This is a genomic window from Streptomyces sp. NBC_00414 (assembly GCF_036038375.1).
GTDB lineage: Bacteria > Actinomycetota > Actinomycetes > Streptomycetales > Streptomycetaceae > Streptomyces.
In genome coordinates this window covers 8,693,607-8,719,886 of the sequence record NZ_CP107935.1, presented here as the reverse complement: position 1 = coordinate 8,719,886, position 26,280 = coordinate 8,693,607, and the positions used below count along the sequence as shown (strand labels likewise).

Sequence of the window (26,280 nt, the reverse complement as noted above, 5' to 3'; positions counted from 1 at the left end):
GAGAAAGTTCAGGGGGTGGTGCCGTGTGTGCGTGGGCGCGCGAGTCCGCGAGTCGTCGCGCGGGGTGTCAGCGCCCCGGGCCCGCGACGTCGAGCACGGATTCGTCGGCGGGCGTCTTCTGCCGGGCGAACTGGGTGTCGTAGAGGTCGGCGTAGAGGCCGCCGTCGGACAGCAGCGTCTCGTGGGTGCCGCGTTCGCGGATCCGGCCCTCGTCGATGACGAGGATCTGGTCGGCCTCGCGAATGGTGGACAGCCGGTGGGCGATCACCACGGAGGTACGGCCGGCCAGCGCGGTCTTGAGGGCCCGCTGGATGGCGGCCTCGGACTCCGAGTCCAGGTGGGCGGTCGCCTCGTCCAGTACGACGACGGGCGGGGCCTTGAGCAGCAGCCTGGCCAGGGCGATGCGCTGCTTCTCGCCGCCCGAGAGCCGGAACCCGCGGTCACCGACGACGGTGTCGAGGCCGTTGGGCAGAGTCGCGACGGTGTCCCAGATCCGGGCCGCCTCGCAGGCCTCCACCAGGTCGCGTTCGGTGGCGTCGGGGCGGGCGTACATCAGGTTGGCCCGGATGGTCTCGTGGAACAGGTGGGCGTCCTGGGTGACCACGCCGACCGTGTCCTGCAGGGAGGCCAGGGTGACGTCGCGGAGGTCGTGGCCGGCGATGCGTACGGAGCCGGAGACAGGATCGTAGAAGCGCGGCATCAGGTTGGTGATGGTGGTCTTGCCCGCGCCCGAGCGGCCGACGAGTGCCGTGAGTTTCCCCGCGGGTGCCCGGAAGCTGACCTCGTCGAGGACCAGGGCGTCGTCACCGCGTTCCGAGTTGGGCAGGGCGATCGACTCCAGTGAGGCCAGGGACACCTCGTCGGCGGCGGGGTAGCGGAAGGAGACCTTGTCGAACTCGATCTCCGGTGCGGCCGAGCCCGCGGGGCCGACGGCGGCTGAGCCGCCACTCCTGGGGCCACCACCGCCGGCGGGCAGCGCTGTCGCTCCCGGCCGTTCCTTGACCAGGGGTTCGAGGTCGAGGATCTCGAAGACCCGGTCGAAGCTGACCAGTGCGGTCATCGCGTTGGCCTGCACGCTGGAGAGCTGCTGGATGGGTGTGTAGAGGCGGCCCACGAGCGTGACCAGGGAGACGAGGGTGCCGAGTGCGAAGGCGTCGTCGACGACGAGGAGCCCGCCGATCCCGAAGAGCAGCGCGAGGGTCACCGAGGCGGTGAGGCCCATGACGATGCCGAGGAGTTGTGCCGTCACATTGGTCTTCACACCGATGTCTCGGACGTCGGCGGCCCGTCCCGCGAACACGGCGGACTCGTGGGCGGGGCGCCCGTACAGCTTGTTGAGCATCGCCCCCGCGACGTTGAAGCGCTCGCTCATCAGCGAGCCCATCTCCGCGTTGAGCTGCATGGTGCCCCGGGCGAGGCGCTGCATACGACGGCCGATGATCTTTCCGGGGAAGAGGAAGAAGGGGATCATGACCAGTGCGATGAGGCTGAGCTGCCACGAGAGGTAGAACATCGCGGCGAGGACGAGGACGAGCGTCAGCATGGTGTTGACGGTCTCGGCCATCAGCACGGTGATCGCCTGCTGTGCGCCGATGACGTCCGTGTTCAGTCTGCTGACGAGCGATCCGGTCTGGGACCGGGTGAAGAAGGCGAGCGGTTGCGCCTGGACGTGTCCGAACACGGCCGTACGCAGGTCGTAGATGAGGCCCTCGCCGATCTGCGCGGAGAGTTTGGCCTGCCAGTACGTCGTGAGGGCTTCGAGCAGGGCCAGGGCGAGCAGCGCTCCGGCCACCGCGATCACGACATCCGTCTTCTGCGGAGTGATGCCCTTGTCGATGATGACGCCGAACAGCAGGGGGCTGGCCGCCGTGACGACGGCGCCCAGTGCGGACGCGCCTATCAGGAACAGCAGCCGAAATCGATACGGTTTTGCATAGGGAACAATCCTCCGGACTATTCCGGGGCGAATTCGTTGATGCCCTTCGGAACCCTGAGGATTTCCCTCGGGCGGCGGCTCGTCGGCCGGAGCCTGTACCGTCACTTTCACAGCGGGTATCTCCTCACGGAATTCTCTCGCATTGTTCCGGCACAGCTTCGCTCGGTTGCAAGCATCCCCGAGTGCGCTCAGGAGTGGCAATAGGTTCAGGTGCCGATGACGGTATTCAACTGACGCCGTGCCGCAGTTGAACACTCGGACGCGCCGCCGGGGCGGGCGCGGTCCGAGGAAGAGCCGCCGGACCAGTGGTTCCGGCGGCGCGAGCGAGCAGTTCCGGCGGAGCGCTATTCCGGCTTACGGGTGCCGGGCACGACAAGTCCCGTTTCGTAGGCGGCGATCACGGCCTGGGTGCGGTCGCGCAGCGCGAGCTTTCCGAGAATGCGGCTGACGTGTGTCTTCACCGTCTCCTCGCTGACGACCAGCCTGGCGCCGATCTCCGGGTTGGAGAGGCCCTCGGCGACGAGCAGCAGGACCTCGCGCTCACGGGCGGTGAGCGCCTTCATGCCGGGCGGCGGCGTGGCATCGGGCCTGGCGGGCATCAGGGCGAACTCGCTGATGAGCCGGCGGGTGATGCCGGGGGCCAGCAGGGCGTCCCCGGCGGCGACGACGCGTACGGCGTCGAAGAGCCGCTCGGCGGTGACCTCCTTGAGGAGGAAGCCGCTGGCTCCGGCGCGCAGCGCGTCGTACACGTACTCGTCGAGGTCGAACGTCGTCAGGATGAGGACGCGCGGGACGGCGACGCCGTCGGGCGAGGAGCCGACGAGCTGTCTGGTGGCCTCGATGCCGTCCATCTCGGGCATGCGGATGTCCATGAGGACGACGTCCGGTGAGACCTCGCGGCAGACGCGTACCGCTTCCGCTCCGGAGGACGCGGTCTGTACGACGGTGAAGTCCGGCTGGCTGTCGAGCAGCGCGGCGAAACCGGTGCGGACCACGACGTGGTCGTCGGCGACGACGACGCGGATCAGCGAGGACGGGGTGGTCATGAGGTCTCTTCCGTCATGGGGATTCTGTCGTCCTGCGGTTTCTGCCGACATGAAGTCTCTGCCGTCGTGGGGTTTCTGCCGTCATGGGGTTTCTGCCGACTTGGTGGGGAAGCGCGCCTCGACGACGAAACCGCCACCGCCGAACGCCGAACCGGTGTGTACGTCGCCGCCGACCGCGGACGCGCGTTCCCGCATGCCGAGGAGACCGTGTCCGCCGGTGGTCCGGTCGGGCGGCGGGCCCGGGCCGTTGTCGCGGACGCGCACGTGCAGGGCTTCGTCGGCATAGGTGAGTTCCACGTCGACGGCGGCGCCGGTGGCGTGCTTGCGGGCGTTGGTGAGGGATTCCTGGACGATGCGGTAGGCGGCGAGTTCGATGCCCGGGTCCAGTTCGCTCGGTGAGCCGCTGAGGATGAGGCGGATGGACGTGGCGGACGCCTTGCGCGCCTCGTCGAGCAGTTCGTGGAGCTGTCCCAGGTCGGGCTGCGGCCTGCGGTCGCCGCCGGTGACGGACTCGGTGTCCTCGCGGAGCACGCCGAGCAGCCGGCGCATCTCGGTCAGGGCGGCGCGGGCGGTGTCCCCGATGCCGAGCAGCCGTTCGGCGCCCTCGGCGGGCATGCCGGCGGTCGCCATCCGGGCCGTCTCGGCCTGCACGGCGATCATGGAGATGTGGTGGCCGACGACGTCGTGCAGTTCCCGGACGATGCGGACGCGCTCTCCGCGTGCGGCGTTCTCCCACTGGGTGCCGTCCATGACCTCGCGGATGGCGCTGTGCTGCCGGTTCTGTTCGTTGGAACGGGCGACGAGCCCGACGAAGGCGGCCAGGGGGGCCAGTGCCGCGACGAGCACGACCCGTACCCGGTAGTCGGTGTCGTCGGGCCCCGCCAGGGCCAGTACGAGGAAGGGCGTGCCGAGGAGCCCGGCGGGCAGGAGGGAGCCGCTGCGGCCGAGCCGGTACTGGGCGACGAGCTGGGCGGCGAAGCCCGCCAGGGTCAGCGTCTCGAAGATCAGGAGGGAGCCGAGGCTCGCCGCGGTGACGGTGACCCCGGCGGCCAGGGGACGCAGGAAGACCAGCGGCAGGGCGGTGCACACGCACAACAGGCCGACCACCATGGCGAACTGCACGCCTGCCGCGCTGCCGTGCGGGCCCGCTTCCGAGGTGGCGTCGGCGAACAGCCGGGGAATCGAACCGTGGGCGCCGATGAACTCGGCGAGTGACTCCAGGACGGCGAGCAGCCCGAGAACGGTCCCGGACAGCGCACTCACGTGCGGAAGTTCCGACACTCGCCGTCGCGTTGCGATCCAGGTGTCACGCCAAGCCGTCGCACGGTGCACGCCGGTCATTATGGCAGCCGGGGGTGCTCGGGATCATCCCTCCGGCCAGCGATGACGCCGTCCCCCACAGGAGGGACGGCGGCGTCCCCGGCCAGAGGGACACGGGCAGACGTACGCGCCCAGGACGCGGCCAGGACAGGGTCAAGACCGGTCAGGACGCGGCCAGGACGCGGTCAGCGGGACATCTCGGACCGCGACCGGGCGTCGTCGGGGGCCGCGGGCTTCAGCCGCTGGCCTCGGTCAGTGCGAGCGTCAGGCGCTCCAGGCCCTCCTGGAGCTGGTCGGGCATCCCGCCGAAGCCGACTCGGATGTGCTGCGAACGGCCGAAACAGGACCCGGGAATGACCAGGACGCCACGCTTCTGGAAGAGCTCGTCACAGAACGCGTCCACGTCGGCGGGACCCTTGAGCCGGGGGAAGGCCGTGACTCCGCCCGCCGGCGACGCGAGGGACACGAGGTCGGGGTGGGCCGCGGCCCAGTCCGTCAGGGTGACGCGGTTCAGCCTGGCCTGGTCGAGGCGCGGCCGGATGAACGCGTCGGCGTTCTCCAGAACGCCCAGGGCCAGGAGTTCTACGAGCGGCGACACGTGCAGCGTGGTGTAGTCACGGATGCGTACGCAGTCGGCGAGCAGCTCGGAGGGTGCCACGCACCAGCCGAACCGCAGGCCGGGCAGCCCGAACGCCTTGGAGAAGGTACCGAAGCTGACGGCGCGCTCGTAGCGGGCGGTGATCTCCGGCAGCGGCGGGACCTCGTAGGTGAGGTCGGTGAACGCGCCGTCCCACAGGACGTACGCGCCGACGCCCTCCGCGAGTCCGACGAGTCGGTCCTGCTGGGTCTCGGTGAGGGTGGCGCCCGTCGGGTTCTGGGGGAAGTTGACGATGATCGCCCGGGTGCGCTCGGTCACCAGCTCGGCGAGTTCGTCCAGCGAGGGCCGCCAGTCCTTGTCGGGGTCCAGCCGCCAGGTCTTGATGGTGCAGCCGAGCGCGATGGCGTACTCGACCAGCAGGTGGTAGCCGGGCTGGACGACGACGACCTCGTCGCCGGGGCGGAGCAGCGCGCTGAGGACCAGCGACAGGGCCTCGCCCGAGCCGCTCGTCGTCATCACCTTGTCCGGGTCGACGCCCCCGCAGTGGCGGGCGACGGCGGCGCGTACGTCAGGAGCGCCGAGGGAGTAGCCGTCGTCGAACACCAGCCGGTCGACGTCCGCGTGGCGCAGGCCGGTCTTCGCGCGCAGCTCCGCCATGGAGTACGAGTGGAATCCGCTGGAGCTGATGTCGATCTCGGCGGTGAAGTAGTAATCGCGCAACCAGTCTTCGAGCGGTGCGGACCGAAGTCTCATGAAGTGCCCTCGTTCTCCGTGTCTGAGTGGCGGAGTGTCGGAGTGTCGGATGCGAGTACGACAGGTGCGGCGGGTTCGACGGGAGCGGGCGGGTGCGGTGGCTTCGACGCGTGCGACGCGTGACCGGCCGGCTCGGCGGCGGCGACACCTCCGGACGCGGACGGTCACGCGTCGCACTACGGACTACGGACTACGGACTACGGCCTACGGGCTCAGCGGCTGGCGCGGACCGCCCGGGCGTCGCGCGCGGCGCGGGACTTGCGCAGGTCGCCGGTGACATTGACCCGCTTGAGCCAGCGGTCCGTCCCGTCGTGGCGGGCCTTGAACGGCTTGCGGCCGTGGACGACCCGGAAGTTGTCCAGGAAGCAGAAGTCCCCGCTGGCGAGGGTGAGATCGAACATCGCCTCGTCCATCGCCTTGACCAGCGTGTCGAGTGCGAAGCGCGCCTCGTCGTCCCCGTCCTCGACGCTCATGAAGTACGGGTCGGCCCGGAGATAGGGCTGCTCCGGGTTGCCGAAGAGGACGGCCACCAGATCGGGGTTGCGCTGCATCTCCTCGATGTCCTCGAAGGATTCGAGGCGCTCCGGGTCCTTCACCGTGTTGTTCTTGCCGAGGTGCGACTCGTCGGGGCGGATGATGAACCGCTCCTCGAACAGCGTCTCCCGTACGTCCTGCGGCAGTTCGAGCGCGTCGGCGTATCCGACGGTCGTCGCGGCACCGTAGGGGTTGCGGAGGCAGGCGAACGACAGGAAGTCGCCCCTGAGCGGGTGGAAGGCGTCCTCGGTGTGCCAGGTCAGCAACGCCTCGCTGCTGGAGCCCAGTTGCTCGTGCTCATGGCCCTGGATGGGGATGATGTCGTGGATCATCCTGCCGTCCTGCTGGGTCGCCCAGCAGAACGGGTCGCCGAGGAGCGAGCTGCAGAGCATGAGGAGCAGTTCCTCGCGGTGCGCGGGGGAAGGGCCGGACTGGCCCCGCCAGTGCGCCGGCGTGGGGCCCAGCCGGTCCTGGTCCACCCGGTAGCCGGATATGCACAGCACGCCCGACAGCTGTTCCAGCCGGAAGGCGTTCAGATGGAGTCGGACCCTGTTGGGGAGTTGGTGGGCGAGCACGGTGGCCCGGTGCAGCGCCTCTTCCGAGTCGAGGGTCGCGAATTCTTCCTCGAACTCGTCGACGAGTTCTGTCATCGCGCCGATTTCAGTCTCGTCGAGTTCCAGCCTGTCCATGCTGATTTTCCTCTCCGTACCTTTAATACGACGAATTGGTTTCCGGATACGCCGCAGAGAGAATCTCTCCGGCCCGTTGAGAAGGTGCTGGCCGATCCGGTGCCCTTGGGGGCGCACCGCCGGTCGCGATCCTTCGACATCGACATCCGCACAATGGAACTGATTGATGTGTGCTCTGCGCTGCCGCAGCGAACGCTGATTCGCACTCCTCACCGGGCGATGGCACGTTTCTGGAAACGATCGCCGGTCAAAGCAGGAGCTGGTTATCTCAGCTGGTCGTGCTGGTCATTCTGGTCGTAGTGGTGTAGTGGTGTAGTGGTCGTGGTAGAGCTTCCCGGCCACCGCCACGTCGTGCAGTGACATTCCGAACGGGTTCACCACGATGCGTTCCTCGGCGGACCTGCGGCCCGTCGCGGCGCCGCTGATGAGGTCGCACAGTTCGGCGGCGACCTCCACGGCGGGCGCCGGGCGTCCGGCGTCGGTGGGTGTCCGGTGGCGCGGTGGCGGCAGTACGTCGCCGGAGCGGTGCATCCTGCCGAGCAGCCGCGTGGTGTCGGCGGCGACCAGGCTCCAGTCGTCCACGATCACCTTGTCGGCGTCGGTGAACGCGTCTGGGAGCAGGTCGTCCAGCGACACGTTGACCGTGACGGCACCGGGGGCGATCCAGTCCGCCGGGATGTAGCCGGTCGTCGTGGTGGTCACGGGGATGATCAGTTCCGCGTCGCGCACCGCCCGCTCGGCGGAGGGGGCGACGTCGAAGGCGACCGTGCGGTACGTGTCCCCCAGGCGCTCGGCGAGGCGTACGGCACGCTCGGGCACCTGGTCGTGGAGGTGGACCTCCCGTACCGAGGGCCATCTGCGCAGGGCCAGGTCGAGATGCGCCTCGGCCAGGGCTCCGGCGCCCACCACCCCGATGGAGCGGGCGGGTCGGGCCCACAGCAGTTCCGCCGCGAGCACGCTCACCGCCGCCGTGCGTCCGGCGGAGATGTGCGCCGCGTCCAACGAGCACACCGGTCGGGCGGTGGTGACGTCGAAGAGCAGGACGATGCCGCCGGCGCGGGGCAGACCGCGGTCCGGGTTGCCCAGACTCGCGTTGATGATCTTCGTGCCGGCGATGCGCCGGCCGTCGATCTCCACGAGACCGGGCATGTTGAGACTGCGACAGGACTCACCCTGGTCGTTGGTCCACCGAAGACAGCTCTCCTCGGGCAGTACGGTCCGGTCGTTCGCGTGCGCCAGGAACACCTCGCGCACGACGTCGACGAGATCGATCTTGCCGAGCAGCCCGGCCACGTCCGCGCCGGTCAGCTCAAGCATGGAAGTGCCGCTCGGTGTACGCGATGTCTCGCACTGCCACGGGAGTACCTCCGGCACGGGAAAAGGGTCCTTGCCGCAGCACTATGACCCGCCGTCACACGGGCGATCAATGGTGTGTTCACCAGGGCGGTCGTTCAACTGCGGCCCCGCGCGGGTTGAACAGCCGGGGCCCGCTTCCGCGTTCGGCCGCACGGATCGCGGGCCGCTTGACACACCGTCGTGGACGTCGTGACGATGACGCGGGCTGTCACCTGCCCCCTGCGTCCGCCCCTTATGTCCGCCCTCCTGTGCCCGCCCTCCACGGCGTCCGTCCCTCGCCTGTCGCCCCTGCCGTGCCTGTCTCGATCGTGTCGTGCGCGAGGTGTCTGCCGCCGGGAGATTGCGCACCCGGCGCTCCTGATCCATACGGTGAGCGGAAGCGTATTCTCACGCTCCGGTCGGCGGTGCCTCGCCGGCCGGTCCGAGACGAGGCGACAGGAAGTGACGCATGGCCAAGACGTCCGGCATTCCGGGAGCGATGTCCCGCCGCACCTTCGTCACCGGGTTGGGAACGGCGAGCCTCGTGGCCACGCTGGCCGCCTGTGGGCACAACGACAAGGAACAAGCCCCTCCGGGGGACAGCCCGTCCGACAGTCCGAGCCCGTCACCGAGCAGCCCCAGCCCGTCGGACAGCCCGAGCCCGCCGTCGGCACCGGGCAGCCCGACCTCGTCCTAGGCAAAGGCCCCGCATGCCCCAGCGTTCAAGAGTGCGCTACGAGAAGAGCGCCCACGTCGCCCGGATAACGCTCGACAGGCCCGAGGTCCTCAACGCGATGGATCTGCGGATGCACGAGGAACTCGCGGAGATCTGGGACGACTTCGAGGGCGACGACGACCTGTGGGTCGCCGTTCTCTCCGGCGCCGGCTCCCGCGCGTTCTCCGTCGGACAGGATCTGAAGGAGCTGGCGCGCCGGGAGGCGGAGGGGCAGGCCGCTCCCTCCACGTTCGGCAGTCGGGGAAAGCCCGGCTGGCCGCGGCTCACCGAGCGGTTCGATCTGGCCAAACCGGTCGTGGCCAAGGTGCGCGGGTACGCCCTGGGCGGCGGGTTCGAACTCGCCCTGGCCTGCGATGTCGTCGTCGCCTCCCACGACGCGACCTTCGCCCTTCCGGAAGCCAGGCTCGGGCTCGTCGCGGGGGCCGGCGGAGTGTTCCGGCTGAGTCGGCAGCTGCCGTGGAAGACGGCGATGGGGCATCTGCTGACAGGGCGGCCGATGACCGCGCAGCGTGCCTACGAGCTCGGCCTCGTCAACGAGGTCGCAGCGTCCGGGGACCTCGACGACGCCACCGAGACCTGGGTGGCGGACATCGTGCGCTGCGCGCCCCTGGCGGTCCGCGCCGTCAAGGAGGCGGCCACCAAGTCGGCCGCTCTGCCACTGGAGTCGGCGTTCACCGCCCGGTACCCGTGGGAGGAACGCCGGATGCACAGCAGTGACGCGGTCGAGGGCCCGCGCGCCTTCGCCGAGAAGCGCGAGCCCCAGTGGCAGGCCCGCTGAACCACGCACCGGTACCCGCTCCTCAGGCCCCGCGTGCTGCACGCGCACCCCTGGGACCTCCTGGAGAAAGCCGGACCCGGTGCAGCGGGCCGCCTACGCCCCGCGGGAGGCGTTCGACCACCCCTACCGGCAGGTCGCCGAGACATGTGAGTCATGAATCCGGCCGAGCTGTCGCCCTGCGTGGCGTCGCTGGACGGCTGAGCGCCGACCGGCCCGAGGCTTCCGCAGGGCCTAGCGCCGGCTCCGTACCAGCAGATACAGGAAGTACGGCGTGCCGATGACCGCTGTCATCAGGCCTGCGCCCAGCTGGGCGGGGGCGATGACCGTACGGCCGAGGAGGTCGGCCGTGCAGACGAGCGCGGCGCCCATGAGGACGGCCACCGGCACCACCCGTACGTGCCGCCGGCCCACGAGGGCACGGGCCGCGTGCGGTGCGACCAGGCCCACGAAACCGATGGTGCCTGCCGAGGCGACGGCGGTCGCGCTGAGCAGGACGCTCAGCACCAGGAAGCCGAGCCTGGCCCGGGACAGCCGCAGGCCGAGGAGCCGCGGGGTGTCCTCGTCCAGGGAGACGAGGTCCAGTTCGGTGCGCCGGGCGACCGCGACGACGAGGCCCAGCACCAGTACGAGTGCGACGGGCAGCACGTCCGGCATGGTCCGGCCGTAGGTCGAACCGGAGAGCCAGGTCAGCGCCTTCGTGGCGTTGAACGGGTCGGTGAGCACGATGAGCAGGCTGATCAGCGCCGCGGTACCGGCGGCGACGCCGATGCCGACGAGGACCAGGCGGTTCTGCTGGTAGCCGCCCCGGGCGGCGAGCCCGAAGACGACGACGGAGGTCACCGCGGCGCCCGCGAACGCGGCACCCGCGACGCCCCACGTACTGGCGGCGGGCACGGTGGTGACGAGGAGGACGGCGCCCAGCGCGGCGCCGCCCGACACGCCCAGGACGCCGGGTTCCGCGAGCGGGTTGCGGGTCACGGCCTGCACCAGCGTGCCGGCCAGGGCGAGCGCCGCGCCCGCGCACAGGGCCGCGAGCACACGGGGCACGCGGGTTTCGAGGACGAAGGACACGCCCCGGCCGGCCCGGCCCTGCGCCCAGTTCGCGATGTCCCCGAGCAGGAGTTTGCTGTCGCCCAGCAGGGCGCCGGCGATCGCGACACCGACGACCACGGCGACGAGGCCGACCAGCGTCACCAGGAACGCCGTCCGGCTGGGGGTACGTATCCGGTCCGGGGCCTCGGCTCCGGACGTGTCCCGCAGCCGCAGGGCCATCACCACCAGGAACACGGCGCCGACCAGGCTGGTGACGACGCCGGTGGGCACGGCCACCGCGCGGTCCGAGGGGACGAGGGCCCGCAGCAGCACGTCCGACCCGAGGACCAGCGCCGCGCCGACGAGTCCCGCGACGGGCAGGGTCGTACGGGCGCGGGCGAAGCCCCGGAGTCGGCGGGCGAGCGGGCGCACCAGGGCCGGTGCGCACAGGCCGACGAAGCCGATGGGCCCGGCGAGTGTGACGGCCGCCGCGGACAGCAGCGACGCCAGGACGACCACCGTGACGCGGGTGGCGCGGACCGGGACGCCGAGGCCGCGCGCCGCGTCGTCACCGAGGGCGAGGGCGTCGACGCGGCGGGCGGTCAGCAGCAGCCCGACGATCCCGACCAGGGCGATGGGCAGCATCTGGAGGACGCCGTCGAAGCCGTTCTGGCTGATGCTGCCCTGGTTCCACTGGTAGAGGCCCTCGGTCTGCTCGGGGAACAGCAGGAGCAGGCCCTCCGTCACGGAGTTGAGGCCCAGTGCGAGCGCGGTGCCGGCGAGGACCAGTCGTACGGTGCCCGTGCCGAGGCCGGACAGGGCGAGTACGACGGCCGCGGCCAGGAGTCCGCCGACGAAGGCGATTCCGGAGGACGCGAGCAGCGGGAGCGAGATGCCGGTGGCGCCGGCCAGGCCGAGCGCCAGGTACGAACCGGCGTTCACCGCGAGCGTGTCGGGTGAGGCGAGCACGTTGCGGCTGACGGCCTGAAGCACGGCACCCGCCACGCCGAGGATGACGCCGACCATGATGCCGGCGGCCATCCGCGGCAGCCGGGAGGCGATCACGACGGACGCGTCGGCCGCGTCGGCCGCGTCGGCCTGCCCGGTCAGGGCCTTGAACACCTCGCCCGGTCCGACGTCGGCGGTGCCCTGCGCGATGTCGACGACCGCGAGGACCGCGACCAGGAGGAGGAGCGCGGCCGTCACCGCGGCCCCGCCCGCCCAGGACGTGGCCGTCGACGGGCGGTGGACGGGGGAGGTTGCGGTGACGGCCATGGCTCCGTTGCTTCTGCTTCGCCTGCTTCTCTGTTTCTGCTTCTTCTACTTGGTCAGCGCGGCGACGAGAGCGTCGATGTACGCCGACATCGAACCGGGACCGCCGAACATCCAGATGCCGTCGTCCAGTCGGTGCACGTCACCGGCCTTCACGAACGGCAGGGACTTCCACACGGCGTTCTTCGCGAGCACGCCGGTGAAGGGAGTGGCGGACTTGTCGTCGTCGTTGCCGATGTACGCGAACTGGGTGTCCTTCGGCAGGTCCGTGAGGCCTTCGACGTCCGTGGACCCGAGGCCGTAGGCCGCGTCGCCCTTGACCTTCCACGCGTTCTTCAGGCCGAGGCGCTCGTTGACGGAGCCGATGAGGGACCCGCTGGTGTACGGGCGCAGGGTGACCTGGTTGGAGGTGACGTAACCGTCGGCGAAGGCGATCTGCGTGCCGGCGAGGTCGGCGTCGGCGAGGGCCTTCTTGCCCTCGGTGATCTTGGCCTCGAAGTCGGCGCGGGCGGTCTTGGCCTGGTCGGTGGTGCCGGTGGCCTTGGCTATGAGGTCGAGGTTCTCCAGCATCTGCCCGATCTGGTCGGAACCGTCGGCGGACTTGATCTCCAGCACCGGGGCGACCTTGCGCAGCTGCTTCACGGCCGCGGGTGCCAGGTCCGAGGAGGCCAGGATGAGGTCGGGCGCGAGGGCGGCGACGGTGTCCATGCTGGGCTCGCCGCGGGTGCCGATGTCCTTCGGCTCGTTCTTCAGCGGGACGGCGGAGTCCCAGGTGTTGTAGCCCTTGACGTCGGCGACGCCGACCGGGTCGACGCCGAGCGTGATGAGACTCTCGACCTCGTTCCACTCGGTGGCGACGACCTTGGTGGCCGGGCCGTCGAGCTTGAGCTTCTTGCCGCCGCCGTCGGTGAGGGTGATGGCCGCAGAGCCCTTGTCGGCCTTGTCGGTTTTGTCGGCGGCAGGCTCGGTGGTGCCGCACGCGGCAAGGGTGAGCGCCGCGGCGGTGGTGGCGGCCGCGGTGAGCAGGAGGCGTCTCATGAGGTGGTGCCGAGCCTTTCGGTTCGAGTGTGCCGGGTGTGGTGTCGGCCGATCGGGCGGGTGCGCAGCCGGCCGGTGAGGGGGTCTGTGTCGACGTCGATCCGGATGCCGTAGACGGCGGTGAGGCGTTCCGGTGTGAGGACGTCCTCGGGCAGGCCGTCGGCGACGATCCGGCCCTTTTCGAGCAGGGTGATCCGGTCGGCGATGGCCGCCGCCTGGTCGAGGTCGTGCAGCACGACTCCGACGGCGATGCCGTGGTCGTCCGCCAGGTCGCGGATGAGGTCGAGGAGTTCGATCTGGTAGCGCAGGTCGAGATAGGTCGTCGGTTCGTCCAGCAGCAGCACGCCGGTCTCCTGGGCGAGGCAACTGGCGAGCCACACCCGCTGCAACTGCCCGCCGGACAGGTGGTCGGCGCCCCGCTCGGCGAGGTCCGTGACACCTGTCAACGCGAGTGCGCGGTCGATGGCGGCCGACGCGTCCGGGTCGGGCCGGCCGAAGCGGCCCCGGTAGGGGTAGCGGCCGAACTCGACGACGTCCCGCACGGTCAGTCCGCTGGGCGTGGGACGGCCCTGTGTCAACAGGGCGACGTGCCGCGAGAACTCACGGGCGCTCAGGGCGAGTCCGTCGGTGTCGGCGTCGATCCTGAGCGCGGCGTGGCGGGCGCGCTGCAGACGGGCGATCGTCCGCAGGAGCGTCGACTTGCCGCTGCCGTTGGGGCCGACCAGGACGGTCACGTCTCCGGGGCGGAGTGCGACCGCCGCGTCGTGCACGACGTCGACGCCGTCGTACGACACGGTCACGCTCGTGGCCGACAGTGCATGACCGCGCAGACGCGGCGTGTCGGCTGTTTCTTCACCAGATCTCACCCGACGAAGGTTAGCCTAACCTAAATTCGCCTTGACAGGGGGCGTCCACATACCGGCCCGTCCGGTCCTGCCCGCCGGTTCACCCGGTGCGGCGAACCGGCTCATCCGGTCTGCCACGACTCCGGATTCCACACTCCCGAGCGCCGCAGCGACGCCGGGCAGTGCAGGTATATCTCTTCGATCTCCAGGACCAGGGCCAGCGTGGGGCGCTGGCCCTTCAGCGTCATGGCGTCGAAGAACGGGGCGTCGGTGAGGATGCGGGCTCTGCCGTTGACCCGCAGGACCTCTTTGCTGCCGGGGATCAGGTACAGCAGGCCGGCGTGCGGGTTGTCGAGGATGTTGTGGAAACTGTCGCCCCGCCGGTTCCCCGGCCGGTCGGGCAGCGCGAGCGTGCCGGAGTCGATGACGTGCGTGAACCCCGGGGTGTCCCCGCGCGGGGAGACGTCGCAGTTGCCGCGCGAGTCGGAGGTGGCCAGCAGACAGAACGGGGAGCGGGCGATGATGTCCCGGTCCTGGTCGGCGAGCCGGTCGTGCACCTTCTCGATCACGACGGGCCACGGCTCGCCCATCAGCTCGCGCAGTTCGGCGCCCGACCCCAGCTCGACCCAGCCCTCCTCGGTCACGGTGTCCGGCCCTTTTCCGGCGGTGTCGATCGTGTGCGGCAAGGCCGACTCCAAACATACGTACGTCCGGCGAGTGGTTGTACGTAGAACATTATCTGCTATTAGGCATGCCTTACCTAACGATCCGGCTGTGAGGGCGCCTGACGCCGGCCGGTCACCTCCGTCGGCGGTGTACGCGTCGAGGAGGCCGCGCATGGTCTTGTGGCAGGTGCACTTGTGGCAGGTGTAGTAGGGCGCCCAGATGATGGGTACGGCACGCCGGTTGGCTCTCGGCGTCCCCCTGACGGCGCCGTCGGGCGAGTGGCCGCGATCGGCCGCGTCCCTGGGAACCGTCGGTTCGGGAGGCACCGCTTCCCGAACCGACGGCCGCAGGCCGCACGCCGACGGCTGCGGCGTGCAGCTTGCGTCTTGCGTCTTGCGTCTTGCGTCTTGCGTCTTGCGTCTTGCGTCTTGCGTCTTGCGGATCAGGAGGCGAGTACGGCGCGCCCCTCGGCGATGATGGCCGCCAGTTCCTCGACCTCGCCCGCGCCGAGGGACACCAGCGGCGGGCGGACCGGACCCGCCTTGTTCCCCTCCAGCGTCACCCCCGCCTTCACCAGGGCCACCGCGTATCCGGGGACCCGCTTGCGCAGCCTGACCAAGGGGTGGAAGAAGGCCTGCTGCAGCGCGTCGACCCGTCGGATGTCGTCCTCCTCCACCGCCCGGTGGAAGGCGAGGGAGATGTCGGGGGCGAAGGCGAACGCGGCCGAGGAGTACAGCTTCACGCCCAGGGCGCGGTAGGCCAGTTGGCTCGCCTCGGCGGTGGGCATGCCGTTGAAGAACTGGAACTCCTTGCCGGACGCGCTCAGCGACTCACGTACAGCGGGAATGATGCGAGCCACCATGTCGAGGTCGCCGGTGCCGTCCTTGAAGCCTGTCACCGTGGGCAGTTGGGCCACTTCCGCAGCCATGCGCTCGTCGAAGCGCGCGTTCCCCCGGTTGTAGACGATCACCGGCAGGGAGGTCTCCTGGGCGACCGCGCGGACGTACGAGACCAGGCCCTCGGCGGGCGAGTCGACCAGGTAGGGCGGCATGAGCAGCAGGCCGTCCGCGCCGGCCTCGGCGGCGGCCCGGGCGAAGCGCCTGGCCAGCCCGAGCGCGCCTCCGGCCCCGGCGTACACCGGGACGCGACCGGCCACCGCGTCGACGGCGGTGCGTACGACCGCGGTGAACTCCTCGACGTCCAGGGCGTGGAACTCACCGGTGCCGCAGGCGACGAACACACCGCCGGGACCGGCGTCGGTCCCCTCCGCCACGTGCTGGTGCAGGACGGTCAGGTCGACCTCGCCGATATCGGTGAAGGGCGTGACGGGGAAAAAGAGGACGCCATCGAGCATGGGGGTCTTCAACTCCTGAGGCAGAGAGGCAGAGAGGCGGAAAGGCGAAGGGCTGCAAGGTAGAGGGCTGCGAAGTAGAGGGGCTGCGCGGCCGGTGGGGGTGGGTGGGTGCCGGGCCAGAGGGCTTCAGGGGGCTGTGGAGGTGGCCGCGCGCACGACGTTGACGAGCGGTCGTCCCTGTTCCAGGCGGTTGATGTTGTCGGCGATCTCCGTCGCGCGGGCGGCGAAGGTGTCGGTGGTGTGGCCCGAGTGGTGCGGGGTCATCAGCACGTTGGGCAGGCGGTGGAACGGCAGCCGGCTCGGCGCCTGCGGTGGGCCCGACCACCACACGTCCAGCGCGGCACCGGCGATGGCCCCGGAGTCGAGCGCCTCGTACAGGGCCTCCTCCTGGACGACCGGCCCGCGGGCCACGTTGACCAGCAGGCTTCCCGGTCCCATGGCCGCCAGTTCGGCGGGGCCGATCAGACCGCGGGTGGCTGGGCCGAGAGGAACCGTGACCACCACGACGTCGGACTCGGCCAGCAGCTCGGGCAGCCGGTCGTTGCCGCCGATCCAGTCGGTCCGCAGGTCGTCGGGGACGGGCGCGGCAGGGTCGCGCCGCACGGCACGCACCCGCATGCCGACCGCCTGGCAGAGGCGGGCGACCTCGGTGCCGGTCTCGCCGAAACCGATGATGCCGACCCGGCGGCCTTCCAGCGTCGTCCCGAACGGCAGTTCCGGGTCGACGGCCACGTTGCGCCACTGTCCGGCCCGCAGTGCGCGGTCGGCGCCCAGGACGTCGCGGGACAGCATCATGACGGACATCAGGACGTGCTCGGCGATGGAACGGCCGTGGTGGTGCGTGGTCGTGACGGACACTTCCGGGCCGAGCGCGTCCAGCGGGATGCCGTCGTATCCGGCGCCGACTACGTGGACGAGCCGGAGCCGTTCGGCGCGCCGGGCGTCCTCGGCGGGCAGGTGTGAACCGACGAACACCTCGACGTCGGTGATGGCTTCGGAGATCCGTGCGGCGCTCCAGTCGAACGACTCCAGCCACGTGTGCCGGCCCTCCGCACGGGCTTTGAGGGGTTCATGGAAGCGGCTCAGGATGCGGTGGTTGAGCATGATGTGCACGTGCGGGTCACCACCGGGGGGTCTTGGTCGAGAAGGAGGGGTCGACGCGGCGCATGTAGCCGGTGTCGTCGCGGTCGCGCAGTCCGCAGTCGAGGTACTGCTTGTGGAGCCGGGCGAGCGCGTCCCGGTCCAGTTCCACACCGAGGCCGGGAGCCGTCGGGACGGTGACGCGGCCCTCGCTGAAGCGCAGCACCTCGGTGTCGACGACGTCCTCGTCGGGCTGCTTCCACGGCGTGTGCGTGTCGCAGGCGTAGGTGAGGCGCGGGGTGGCCGCCGCCAGATGGGTCATCGCGGCGAGGCTGATGCCGAGGTGGGAGTTGGAGTGCATCGACAGGCCGAGGCCGAAGGTGTCGCAGATCGCGGAGAGCTGGAGGCCGCGCCGCAGACCGCCCCAGAAGTGGTGGTCGGACAGGACGATGCCGACGGAGCCACGGGCCACGGCCGGGGCGAGGTCGTCGAAGGAGACGACACACATGTTGGTCGCCAGGGGTGTCGGGGTCCCCGCGGCCACGGCCGCCATGCCGTCGAGGCCCTCGGTCGGGTCCTCCAGGTACTGCAGGGCTCCGTCCAGTTCGCGGGCGACGTACAGCGAGGCCTCCGTACTCCAGGCGGCGTTGGGGTCGAGGCGCAGCGGCAGGTCGGGGAAGGCCTCGCGCAGGGCCCTGACCGCCGCGATCTCCTCGTCGGGCGGGAAGACACCGCCCTTGAGTTTGATGGAGGAGAAGCCGTACGTGTCGATCATGCGGCGGGCCTGGTCGACGAGGCCCGCCGGGTCGAGGGCGGCGCCCCAGTCGTCGTCCTCCTGCCCGGGATGCGCGGCCCACTTGTAGAAGAGGTAGGCGCTGTAGGGGACCGAGGGGCGGACGGCTCCGCCCAGCAGGTCGCTGACCGGCCGGCCGATCAGCTTGCCCTGGATGTCCAGGCAGGCGACGTCGAACGGTGACATGACCCGGTCCACGGCGCTGCTGCCGGTGACCATCCCTGACATGCCGTCGCCGCCGGAGGTGTCCTCGCCCAGGGTGCGTGTGGTGCGGGCGACGAGGTCGTTGAGGTTCCAGACGTCCAGGCCGATCAGTCCCTCGGCGGCGCGGCGCAGCCGTTCCAGGTGGACCGTGCCGCCGTAGGTCTCACCGATGCCGGTGACCCCGGACTCCGTGGTCATCTCGACGATCGTGCGCAGCGCGTAGGGCTCGTGCACCCCGACCGTGTTGAGCAGTGGGTAGTCCTTGAAGGCCACGGGGGTCACGGTGACGTCGGCGATGCGTGCTGCGTTCCCTGTCATGAATGCCGTCCTCATATGTAGTCCGCGTTCTCATTTGTAGACAGCGACCCTTGCGGCTGTCAATGGCCGGCTACGGAACGGGGGTGAGCAGGACCCCCTCCGTCATGAACCGCCGGACGTTGCCCAGGACCAGGTCACCCATCGCCTGCCGGGTCTCGTGCGTCCCGCTGGCGACGTGGGGCAGCAGGAGGACCCGGTCCGATTCCAGCAGCGCCTGCGGCACGTTCGGTTCGTCGGCGAAGACGTCGAGGGCGGCACCGGCGATCCGCCCCTCCCGTACCGCCGCGACCAGGGCCGGTTCGTCGACGACGCTCCCGCGCGCGACGTTGACGAGGAAGCCCCGGGGGCCGAGCGCGTCGAGCACCTCGGCCGAGACCAGCCCCCGGGTGCCCGCCCCGCCCGCGACCGTGACGACGACCGCGTCGCACTCGGCGGCCAGCTCCCGCGCGGTGGACAGGTGGCGGTAGGGGACGTCGGGCACCGGGACCCGTGAGCAGTACGCGATGTCCGTGCCGAAGCCTTCGAGGCGTCGAGCGACGGCCCGGCCGATCCGGCCGAGGCCGAGGATGCCCACCCGCTTGCCGCTCACCCTGGTGGTCAGCGGGTAGGGCGCCGCGGTCCACCGGCCGGCCCGGACGTACCGGTCGGCGGCCGACAGTTCGCGCATGACGTCGATCAGACCGCCGACGGCGAGGTCGGCCACGCAGTCGGTGAGCACGTCGGGGGTGTTGCTGACGTCGATGCCACGCGCCCGCGCGTGGGCCACGTCCGTGGTCTCGTAGCCGACGCCGAAGTGGACGATCGCGCCGAGCCGGGGCAGCGCGTCCATCAGGGAGTTGGCGACGCCGAACCGCGCGCTGGTGACCGCCGCCACCACGTCGCCCGCCTCTTCGCGCAGGTAGGCCGCGGGGTCGGGCAGTTCATGCAGGCGTACGGTGCGGTAACGCTCGTCCAGCGCCTCCTCCAGGGCGGGGAGCAGCGGGGACACCTGGAGGAGGGTGCCCGGGGCGGCCGGGCTACTGGGGGCGGGGGTGGCGGAGTGGGACATGGTGGTACTCCCGTCAGTCTGAAAATCCACTGCTGAAGATTCGGTGGTGGGCGCTGGGGACTGGGCACTGGAGGTCGGGCGCCGCAGGTCGGGCGCTGGGGGGTCGGGTGCTGGAGGTCGGGCTCTGGAGGTCGGGTGACGTGCGACAGCCGGCCCGCACTCACCGGCGGCCGGACCGGATCGGATGGGCCGGACCGGATGGTGATCGCGCGGCGACAGGCGGTCACGGCGACGCCGCCGCGGCGCCCCGGTGGCGACGGGTCCGAGAAGATCCGTCGACGCCCATCCCTTGACGCTGCCACGGAGCCGGTTTAGCTTCGGCGTTCACAGATGCGGACCGAGTACGTAAGTGTAAACAGCTCAGGAGGTCGGCCCGAACTCGGAACGTGACACATCAGCACTCCCCCGGAGATACGCCGACGATGAAGTCCCCCGTTTCCTCCCTTCCGCCCGGACGACGGCGGTCCCGCCCGACGACCGCCCTGCTGCTGGCGGGCACGGTGCTGGTGTCCAGTGGCTGTGCCGTGGCCAACAGCGCCGGTGGCGACGCCGGCCAGGCCGACGGCCGCACCCTGCGCGTGGTGCTCACCCAGGAACCACCGACGCTGGAACCCTGTGAAGCCTCACTGACCAGCACCGGCGTCGTCGTCCGGTCCAACATCACCGAGCCGCTCGTCGAACGTGATCCCGACTCCGGCGACCTGCGCCCCCTGCTCGCGACCGGCTGGAAACAGACCGGGCCCCGCACCTGGACCTTCGACACCCGCAGCGGGGTGACCTTCCAGAACGGTGAGCCGTTCACGGCCGAGGACGCCGCCTTCTCGATCGACCGGGCGGTCAACTCCGACCTCGCCTGCAACGTCGAGGGCTATGTCTTCGGCGACGACGACCTCGAAGTGAAGACGTCCGGGGACAACCGGCTGACCGTCACCACCGCGGAGCCCGACCCCATCCTTCCGCTGCGCCTGAGCTTCGTGGAGATCGTGCCGCGCACCACGAGCACCAAGGCCAAGGTGCGCGTCCCGATCGGCACCGGGCCCTACGCCGTGCGCTCGTGGCAGGCCGGCACCGCGATCTCCCTCAGCCGCAACGACGACTACTGGGGCAGGGCTCCCGCCTTCCCACGGGCCCGCTACGTCTGGCGCAGCGACGCCAGTGTCCGGGCCGCCATGATCGACAAGGACGAGGCGGAGATCGCCGTCGCCCTCGACTCGATGGAGGCGGAGAAGGACACGACCGTCGCCTACCCCAACAACGAGACGACCGCGCTGCGGCTGGACGGCCGCGAGGCGCCGATCGACGACCTGCGGGTGCGCCGGGCGATCGACCTGGCCGTGGACCGCCAGGGCATCATCGACGCGCTGCTCGGCGGACTGGCCGAACCGGCGGGCCAGCTCGTCCCGCCAGGAGTGGTCGGACACAGTGACGCGATCAAGCCGACCCGGCAGAACGTGGCCGAGGCCCGGGCCCTGGTGAAGGAGGCGAAGGCCGACGGCGTACCCACCGGCCGCACCATCACCCTGGTCGCCCGCAACGGCATGTTCTCCGGGGTGTCGGAGACCGCGGAGGCCCTGCAGTACCAGATGAAGGAGATCGGGCTGAGCGTCCGGGTGCGCATGGCCGACACCGCCACCCAGCTCCAGTACCAACTGAGGCCGCTACCGAAGAACGTCGGGCCGATCGCCCTGCTGATCATGCACGGCAACCAGGCCGGTGACGCGGCCTTCACCGCCAGTCAGTACCTGCTCAGCGACGGCCCGCAGTCCACGTTCGGCACCAAGGACCTCGACCGGCGCATCGCCGACGCGGGCCTGCTGTCCGGCGAGAAGCGCCAGAAGGCCTTCGCCGAACTGCTCGCCGACCAGAACAACAACGTCGTCCAGTACACCCACATCGCCCACATGACCGGGCTGCTCGGCCTGTCACCGTCCATCCGGTACGAACCGAACTCCGCCACCGGCGACGAAATGCGGCTGGCCGAGGTCGGCCCCGCCGAGGGGGCGAAGGACTGACATGTTCCCCTTCCTGCGCAAACGCGTACTGTCCAGCGCCATCCCCCTGTTCTGTGTCGTGCTGGGCGTCTTCTTCCTGGCCCGCATGACCGGCAACCCGGTCGACCTCTACCTCCCCCTGAGCGCCACCGCCGAGCAGCGCGCGGAGTTCTCCGCCGCCCAGGGCTTCGACCTGTCGATCCCCGCCCAGCTGTGGAACTACCTCGTCGACGCCGCGCACCTGGACTTCGGCACCTCGCTGCGCACCGGGCAGTCGGCGACCGAGATGGTGCTCGACGCCTTCCCGGTCACTCTGCAGCTCGCCGGCGTGACCATGCTGCTCGCGATCACCGGGGCGGTACTGGTCGGCAGCCTGGCCGCCTACCGCCCCAACTCCCTGATGGACCGCATCGCCAGCCTGCTGTCGATGACGGCCGCCAGCATTCCCGACTTCTGGTTCGCCATCATGGGCGTGCTCGTCTTCGGGGTGAGCCTCGGGTGGCTGCCGACCTCCGGCACCCTCGGCGGACCCGAGATCTGGGTCCTGCCCATCGCCACCCTGCTGATCCGCCCCTTCGGAGTGCTGGTCCAGGTGGTGCGCGGCAGCATGGTCGGCGCGCTCTCCGCGCCCTACATCAAGATCGCCCGCAGCAAGGGCGCCACGCCCCAGCGGGTGATCTTCGGCCACGCCCTGCGCAACGCGGTGACGCCGGTCCTGACCGTGGCGGGCGACCTGACGGTGGGCCTGGTCAACGGCGCGGTGATCGTCGAGACGATCTTCGGCTGGCCCGGCATCGGAAAACTCATGATCGACTCCATCCTCCAGCGCGACTTCGCGGTCCTCCAGGCGGCCGTGCTCCTGACCGCGGTGACGATCTTCGCGCTCAACATCCTGGTCGACGTCTGTCACGCGCTGACCGATCCCCGTGTGCGACTGGCGGTGCCGGCGTGAGCGAAGGAAGCACGATGCCCCAAGAAGGACCCACCACCGCGGACACCGCCGTGGGCACCACGGCGGACAAGACCGCCGCCGCCGACCCCGCGGCCACCAGCGCTGCCGACGCCGCGGCCGACAGGAGATCCGCGCCCGACCGGGCGAGCTGGTGGCGGATGCTGGGCCGCGACCGCGCGGCGGCCGTCGCGGCCGTCGTCCTCGCCCTGGTCGCCCTCGTGGCGCTCGTCGGCCCGCTCGTCATCGGCGACCGCGCCGAGCAGCAGGACCTGGACTCCTCCCTGCGGCCACCGTCCCTGGGCGAGGGGGTGTACGGGCTGCTCGGCACCGACGTCCTCGGACGCAGCGTGCTGGCCCGGCTGGTCGACGCCGCCGCGACGACCCTGTCCGTGGCCGTCCCGGCCGTGCTGTGCTCGCTGCTGATCGGCTCGGCGCTCGGCCTGTGGGCCGGCTACCACGGGGGCCGCCGCGAGAGCCTCGCCATGCGCGTCGCCGACGTGATCCTCAGCTTCCCCTCACTGCTGATCGCGGTGGTCGTGCTGTACGTGTTCTCGCCGAGCGCGCTGAACATCGTGCTGATCCTCGCCGTGGCCCGCATACCGGTCTATCTGCGCACCGCGCGGGCGGAGGCCGCCGAACTGCGCAGCCGCCTGTTCGTCGACGCTGCCCGCACCTTCGGCACCCCCGGCCGGCACATCATCGTCCGGCACATTCTGCCGATCGCCCTGCCGACGCTGCTGACCGTCGCCACCCTCGACTTCTGCTTCGTCATGCTCACCGAGTCCTCCCTCAGCTTCCTGGGCATCGGCATCCAGCCGCCGGACGTCAGCTGGGGCCTGATGGTCGCCCAGGGCCGGCAGTACCTCCAGACCGCCTGGTGGATCACCGTGCTCCCGGGGCTCGCCATCGTGCTCACGACGGTGTCCGCCACGGTGCTCGCCGCCTGGGTCCGCATGGCCACCGACCCCGCCCAGCGCTGGCGACTGACGCTGCCCACCAAGCGCCGCGGTGCCTCCGCCGCCGTACCTCCGGAGCTGATCCCGTGACGACCACCGCCGTGCCCTCACCGCCCACCGCCGACACCTCCGACAGCCCCGCCCTCGACGTCGAGGGGCTGTGCGTCGACCTGAGTACACCCGCAGGGCGGGTACGCGCCGTCGACGGCGTCAGTTTCAGCGTCCGTCGGGGCCGGACCCTCGCCCTCCTCGGCGAGTCGGGCTGCGGCAAGTCGATGACCGCGCTGTCGGTCGTGGGGCTGCTGGACCCCGCGGCCGAGGTGACCGGCGGTGCCGTCCGGGTCAGGGGCAGCGACACCCTGCGGATGAGCCCGGCGGAGCGCCGGAAACTCGCCGGGCCCGTGCTGTCCATCGTCTTCCAGGACGCGCTGACCGCCCTCAACCCGGTACAGCCGGTGGGCCGGCAGATCGGTGAGCCGTTCCGCATCCACCGCGGGCTCTCCCGGCGCCAGGCGCACGAGAAGGCGATCGAGCTGATGACCCGGGTGGGCATCCCCGAGCCGCGGCAGCGGGCCCGCTCCTACCCGCACCAGTTCTCCGGCGGCATGCGGCAGCGGCTGCTGATCGCGATGGCCGTCGCCCTCGACCCCGACGTGCTCATCGCCGACGAACCCACCACCGCCCTCGACGTGACCGTGCAGGCGCAGATCATGCGGCTGCTGCGGGACCTCCAGGACGAGCGGGACATGGCCCTCGTCCTGATCACCCACGACCTGGCCGTGGTCGCCCAGCGGGCGGACGACGTGGTCGTCATGTACGCGGGCACCGTCGTCGAGAACGGGCCGGTGCGCGATGTCTTCGCCGCCCCCCGCCACCCCTACACCCGGGGGCTGCTCGACTCGGTTCCTGAACACGCCGTGCGCGGACGCCCGCTGCCCGCCGTGCCCGGCAGCCCGCCCGAACTGAGCGCGGTGCCGAGCGGATGCGTCTTCCAGGACCGCTGCCCGCTGGTGCGCGAGCGCTGCGTCCAGGAACGGCCGACCCTGCGCGCGTCGGGCGACGGACGCTCGGCCGCCTGCCATTTCTCCGAGGAGCTCGCCCGTGTCTGAGAGCAGCGCCACCACCGCCGTCGAAGGACACCGCCCCGACGGACCGGAGGGGTCCCCGCCCCTGCTGGAGGTCCGGGGCGTCACCAAGACCTTCGGCCACGGCCGCCGCCGGCTGACCGCCCTGGACGGGGTGGACATCCAGCTCGGCCGGGGCGAGACCCTGGGGCTCGTCGGCGAGTCGGGCTGCGGGAAGTCCACCCTCGCCCGGGTGCTGCTCGGCCTGGAACGCCCCGACGCGGGCACCGTACGGTTCGACGGCACCGACCCCTTCGCCCTGCGCGGCAAGGACCTGCTGGCCTGGCGCCGCCGCGTCCAGATGGTCTTCCAGGACCCCTTCGCCTCGCTCAACGCCCGGATGTCGGCCGCCGACCTGATCGGCGAGCCCTGGCGCACCCACCGGGACGTCGTACCGGACGCGAAGGCCCGGGAGAAGCGCGTCCGCGAACTCCTCTCCCTGGTCGGGCTGCGCGACAGCGACGCCCACCGCTACCCCGACGAGTTCTCCGGCGGACAGCGCCAGCGCATCGGCATCGCCCGTGCGCTGGCCCTGGACCCCGATCTCATCGTCTGCGACGAGCCGGTGTCCGCCCTGGACCTGTCGGTCCAGGCCCAGGTCCTGAACGTCCTGTCGGAGCTGCGGGAACGCCTCGGCGTCGCCTACGTGTTCATCTCCCACGACCTGTCCGTGGTGCGGTACATCGCCGACCGGGTGACCGTGATGTACCTGGGCAAGGTCATCGAACACGGCGCCACCGAGGACGTCTTCGAGCGCCCTCAGCACCCGTACACCTCGGCCCTGATGTCGGCCGCGCCGGTCCTGGACGCCTCCGGCGCCACCGGCGACCGGGAGATCCAGCTGAAGGGCGAGATCCCCTCCCCCTTCGACATCCCGTCCGGCTGCCGCTTCCGCACCCGGTGCCCGCATGCCGAGGACCTGTGCGCCACCGAGGAACCACCGCTGTTCGTACGGGAGACGCAGGGGGCGGCGGCCTCCCACTCGGCGCTGTGCCACTTCCCGCTGGAGGCAGAGTCCGCGTGGGCCTGAGCGGGGTCGGCCTCAGTGGGGTGGGCCTGAGCGGGGTGGGCATGAGCGGGGCGGAGTTCGCCCTGCTCTCCCTCACGGTCGGCATCGGCGCGCTGCTGCAGGTCTCCATCGGCTTCGGCCTCGGCATGATCGCGGCGCCGGTCTTCGCCCTCGTCGACCCGTCCCTGGCCCCGACGGTGGTCCTCCTGCTCGCCACCGGGGTGACGGCGACGGTCGTGGTGCGCGAACGGCACGGGGCGGACCTGCGCGGCTGCGGCTGGGCGCTGGTCGGACGGGTGCCGGGGGTGCTGGCGGGCGCGTTGCTCGTGGCACTGCTGCCCGCCCGGTTTCTCACCCTGTTCATCGCCGCGGTGGTGCTCGCCGGAGTCGTGCTGAGCATCGCCGGCTACGTGCCCCGGGAACGGCGTTCGTCGGTGCTGCTGGCGGGCATGGCGTCGGGACTGATGGGCACCGCGACGTCCATCGGCGGCCCGCCCATGGCCATGGTGTGGCAGCGGCTGAGCGGAGCGCGGTTGCGCGCCACGATGAGCGCGTTCTTCCTCGTCGGCTCGCTGATGAGCCTGGGCGCGCTGACGGTGGCCGGCGCGGTCGGTGCGCACTCCCTGCGGCGCACCGCGCTGCTCGCGCCCGCGGCGCTGGTCGGCGTGCTGCTCGCCCGGCCGCTCGGCCGTCACCTGAACGTACGGCGTACGCGGGCCGCGGCGATGGCGGTGGCTGTCGCCGGGGCGACGGTTCTGGTGGTGCAACAGGCTGTTTGAGGCTCGTCCGCGGCCCGATGGGGGCGGGCCGCGCAGTTCCCACCGGGCCGCGGACGAACTTCTGTACGCCCACCCGCCCCCCTCGGTAGAGTCC

21 protein-coding genes and 1 pseudogene are annotated in these 26,280 nt (G+C 70.9%); 8 read left to right on the top strand and 14 right to left on the bottom strand.

Annotated features, from left to right (window positions below; genetic code table 11):
- Positions 1-67: 67 nt before the first annotated feature.
- The 6 genes from OHS59_RS37995 to OHS59_RS37970 all read right to left on the bottom strand — a co-directional run bounded on the left by OHS59_RS37995 (position 68) and on the right by OHS59_RS37970 (position 8,193).
- Positions 68-2,047: an ABC transporter ATP-binding protein gene (locus OHS59_RS37995; RefSeq protein ID WP_328497860.1), complete on the bottom strand. Its 1,980-nt coding sequence runs from the start codon at positions 2,045-2,047 to the stop codon at positions 68-70.
- A gap of 233 nt (positions 2,048-2,280) precedes the next feature.
- Positions 2,281-2,982 (bottom strand): response regulator, encoded by a 702-nt coding sequence (locus tag OHS59_RS37990; RefSeq protein ID WP_248780384.1) that lies wholly within the window; start codon positions 2,980-2,982, stop codon positions 2,281-2,283.
- An 81-nt stretch (positions 2,983-3,063) separates the two neighbouring features.
- Entirely contained in the window at positions 3,064-4,245 is a 1,182-nt protein-coding gene (locus OHS59_RS37985) for a sensor histidine kinase (protein WP_328497859.1), read from the bottom strand.
- Positions 4,246-4,537: 292 nt separating this feature from the next.
- Positions 4,538-5,653: a capreomycidine synthase gene (gene vioD, locus OHS59_RS37980; protein WP_328497858.1), complete on the bottom strand. Its 1,116-nt coding sequence runs from the start codon at positions 5,651-5,653 to the stop codon at positions 4,538-4,540.
- 212 nt (positions 5,654-5,865) lie between these two features.
- Entirely contained in the window at positions 5,866-6,876 is a 1,011-nt protein-coding gene (gntD, locus tag OHS59_RS37975; RefSeq protein WP_328497857.1) for a guanitoxin biosynthesis L-enduracididine beta-hydroxylase GntD, read from the bottom strand.
- Between the two features lie 285 nt (positions 6,877-7,161).
- On the bottom strand, positions 7,162-8,193 hold the full coding sequence (locus tag OHS59_RS37970; protein ID WP_328497856.1) for an ornithine cyclodeaminase family protein: 1,032 nt from the start codon (positions 8,191-8,193) through the stop codon (positions 7,162-7,164).
- Between the two features lie 487 nt (positions 8,194-8,680).
- On the opposite strand from OHS59_RS37970, the gene OHS59_RS37965 reads away from it, so the two are divergent.
- Complete coding sequence (locus OHS59_RS37965; protein WP_328497855.1) at positions 8,681-8,908, top strand: hypothetical protein; 228 nt, start codon at positions 8,681-8,683, stop codon at positions 8,906-8,908.
- 31 nt (positions 8,909-8,939) lie between these two features.
- The gene (gene dpgD / locus OHS59_RS37960; RefSeq protein ID WP_328497854.1) at positions 8,940-9,725 is read left to right on the top strand and encodes an enoyl-CoA-hydratase DpgD; all 786 of its coding nucleotides are present in this window, start codon (positions 8,940-8,942) and stop codon (positions 9,723-9,725) included.
- A gap of 231 nt (positions 9,726-9,956) precedes the next feature.
- On the opposite strand, the pseudogene OHS59_RS37955 reads toward dpgD, so the two are convergent.
- The 8 genes and pseudogenes from OHS59_RS37955 to OHS59_RS37920 all read right to left on the bottom strand — a co-directional run.
- Positions 9,957-12,035, bottom strand: a pseudogene (locus OHS59_RS37955) (iron ABC transporter permease); the annotation flags it as partial.
- Positions 12,036-12,077: 42 nt separating this feature from the next.
- Positions 12,078-13,067, bottom strand: coding sequence for an iron-siderophore ABC transporter substrate-binding protein (locus OHS59_RS37950; protein WP_328497853.1), 990 nt, complete (start codon positions 13,065-13,067; stop codon positions 12,078-12,080).
- Positions 13,064-13,933 (bottom strand): ABC transporter ATP-binding protein, encoded by an 870-nt coding sequence (locus OHS59_RS37945; protein ID WP_328497852.1) that lies wholly within the window; start codon positions 13,931-13,933, stop codon positions 13,064-13,066. Before OHS59_RS37945 ends, OHS59_RS37950 begins: the two co-directional genes overlap by 4 nt.
- A gap of 101 nt (positions 13,934-14,034) precedes the next feature.
- Positions 14,035-14,598 (bottom strand): MSMEG_1061 family FMN-dependent PPOX-type flavoprotein, encoded by a 564-nt coding sequence (locus OHS59_RS37940; RefSeq protein WP_328497851.1) that lies wholly within the window; start codon positions 14,596-14,598, stop codon positions 14,035-14,037.
- 422 nt (positions 14,599-15,020) lie between these two features.
- On the bottom strand, positions 15,021-15,944 hold the full coding sequence (locus OHS59_RS37935; protein ID WP_328497850.1) for a 5-dehydro-4-deoxyglucarate dehydratase: 924 nt from the start codon (positions 15,942-15,944) through the stop codon (positions 15,021-15,023).
- A gap of 114 nt (positions 15,945-16,058) precedes the next feature.
- Positions 16,059-17,036, bottom strand: a complete 978-nt coding sequence (locus tag OHS59_RS37930; RefSeq protein ID WP_328499515.1) for a 2-hydroxyacid dehydrogenase — start codon at positions 17,034-17,036, stop codon at positions 16,059-16,061.
- Between the two features lie 16 nt (positions 17,037-17,052).
- The gene (locus OHS59_RS37925; RefSeq protein ID WP_328497849.1) at positions 17,053-18,327 is read right to left on the bottom strand and encodes a glucarate dehydratase family protein; all 1,275 of its coding nucleotides are present in this window, start codon (positions 18,325-18,327) and stop codon (positions 17,053-17,055) included.
- A gap of 70 nt (positions 18,328-18,397) precedes the next feature.
- On the bottom strand, positions 18,398-19,375 hold the full coding sequence (locus tag OHS59_RS37920; RefSeq protein WP_328497848.1) for a 2-hydroxyacid dehydrogenase: 978 nt from the start codon (positions 19,373-19,375) through the stop codon (positions 18,398-18,400).
- A gap of 422 nt (positions 19,376-19,797) precedes the next feature.
- Between OHS59_RS37920 and OHS59_RS37915 the strand changes: the two genes are divergently transcribed.
- From OHS59_RS37915 to OHS59_RS37890, 6 genes are read left to right on the top strand one after another with little or no spacing between them, the layout of a single operon-like run.
- On the top strand, positions 19,798-21,387 hold the full coding sequence (locus OHS59_RS37915) for an ABC transporter substrate-binding protein (protein WP_328497847.1): 1,590 nt from the start codon (positions 19,798-19,800) through the stop codon (positions 21,385-21,387).
- A 1-nt stretch (position 21,388) separates the two neighbouring features.
- A complete protein-coding gene (locus OHS59_RS37910; protein ID WP_328497846.1) occupies positions 21,389-22,318 on the top strand; it encodes an ABC transporter permease in 930 nt (309 codons plus the stop codon).
- A 14-nt stretch (positions 22,319-22,332) separates the two neighbouring features.
- Positions 22,333-23,364: an ABC transporter permease gene (locus tag OHS59_RS37905; protein ID WP_328497845.1), complete on the top strand. Its 1,032-nt coding sequence runs from the start codon at positions 22,333-22,335 to the stop codon at positions 23,362-23,364.
- Entirely contained in the window at positions 23,361-24,383 is a 1,023-nt protein-coding gene (locus OHS59_RS37900; RefSeq protein WP_328497844.1) for an ABC transporter ATP-binding protein, read from the top strand. The genes OHS59_RS37905 and OHS59_RS37900 overlap by 4 nt, the downstream gene beginning before the upstream one ends.
- The gene (locus OHS59_RS37895) at positions 24,376-25,428 is read left to right on the top strand and encodes an ABC transporter ATP-binding protein (RefSeq protein WP_443061566.1); all 1,053 of its coding nucleotides are present in this window, start codon (positions 24,376-24,378) and stop codon (positions 25,426-25,428) included. Before OHS59_RS37900 ends, OHS59_RS37895 begins: the two co-directional genes overlap by 8 nt.
- Positions 25,419-26,186: a sulfite exporter TauE/SafE family protein gene (locus OHS59_RS37890; protein ID WP_328497843.1), complete on the top strand. Its 768-nt coding sequence runs from the start codon at positions 25,419-25,421 to the stop codon at positions 26,184-26,186. The genes OHS59_RS37895 and OHS59_RS37890 overlap by 10 nt, the downstream gene beginning before the upstream one ends.
- The last annotated feature ends 94 nt before the right edge of the window (positions 26,187-26,280 follow it).

Excerpts from the sequence above, each read along its gene's own strand:
- vioD (WP_328497858.1), bottom strand. The coding sequence starts at position 5,653 with ATGAGACTTCGGTCCGCACCGCTCGAAGACTGGTTGCGCGATTACTAC.
- OHS59_RS37965 (WP_328497855.1), top strand. The coding sequence starts at position 8,681 with ATGGCCAAGACGTCCGGCATTCCGGGAGCGATGTCCCGCCGCACCTTC.
- OHS59_RS37915 (WP_328497847.1), top strand. The coding sequence starts at position 19,798 with ATGAAGTCCCCCGTTTCCTCCCTTCCGCCCGGACGACGGCGGTCCCGC.
- OHS59_RS37990 (WP_248780384.1), bottom strand. The coding sequence starts at position 2,982 with ATGACCACCCCGTCCTCGCTGATCCGCGTCGTCGTCGCCGACGACCAC.
- OHS59_RS37930 (WP_328499515.1), bottom strand. The coding sequence starts at position 17,036 with ATGCTCAACCACCGCATCCTGAGCCGCTTCCATGAACCCCTCAAAGCC.
- OHS59_RS37920 (WP_328497848.1), bottom strand. The coding sequence starts at position 19,375 with ATGTCCCACTCCGCCACCCCCGCCCCCAGTAGCCCGGCCGCCCCGGGC.
- OHS59_RS37910 (WP_328497846.1), top strand. The coding sequence starts at position 21,389 with ATGTTCCCCTTCCTGCGCAAACGCGTACTGTCCAGCGCCATCCCCCTG.
- OHS59_RS37925 (WP_328497849.1), bottom strand. The coding sequence starts at position 18,327 with ATGACAGGGAACGCAGCACGCATCGCCGACGTCACCGTGACCCCCGTG.
- OHS59_RS37950 (WP_328497853.1), bottom strand. The coding sequence starts at position 13,067 with ATGAGACGCCTCCTGCTCACCGCGGCCGCCACCACCGCCGCGGCGCTC.
- OHS59_RS37905 (WP_328497845.1), top strand. The coding sequence starts at position 22,333 with ATGCCCCAAGAAGGACCCACCACCGCGGACACCGCCGTGGGCACCACG.
- OHS59_RS37970 (WP_328497856.1), bottom strand. The coding sequence starts at position 8,193 with ATGCTTGAGCTGACCGGCGCGGACGTGGCCGGGCTGCTCGGCAAGATC.
- gntD (WP_328497857.1), bottom strand. The coding sequence starts at position 6,876 with ATGGACAGGCTGGAACTCGACGAGACTGAAATCGGCGCGATGACAGAA.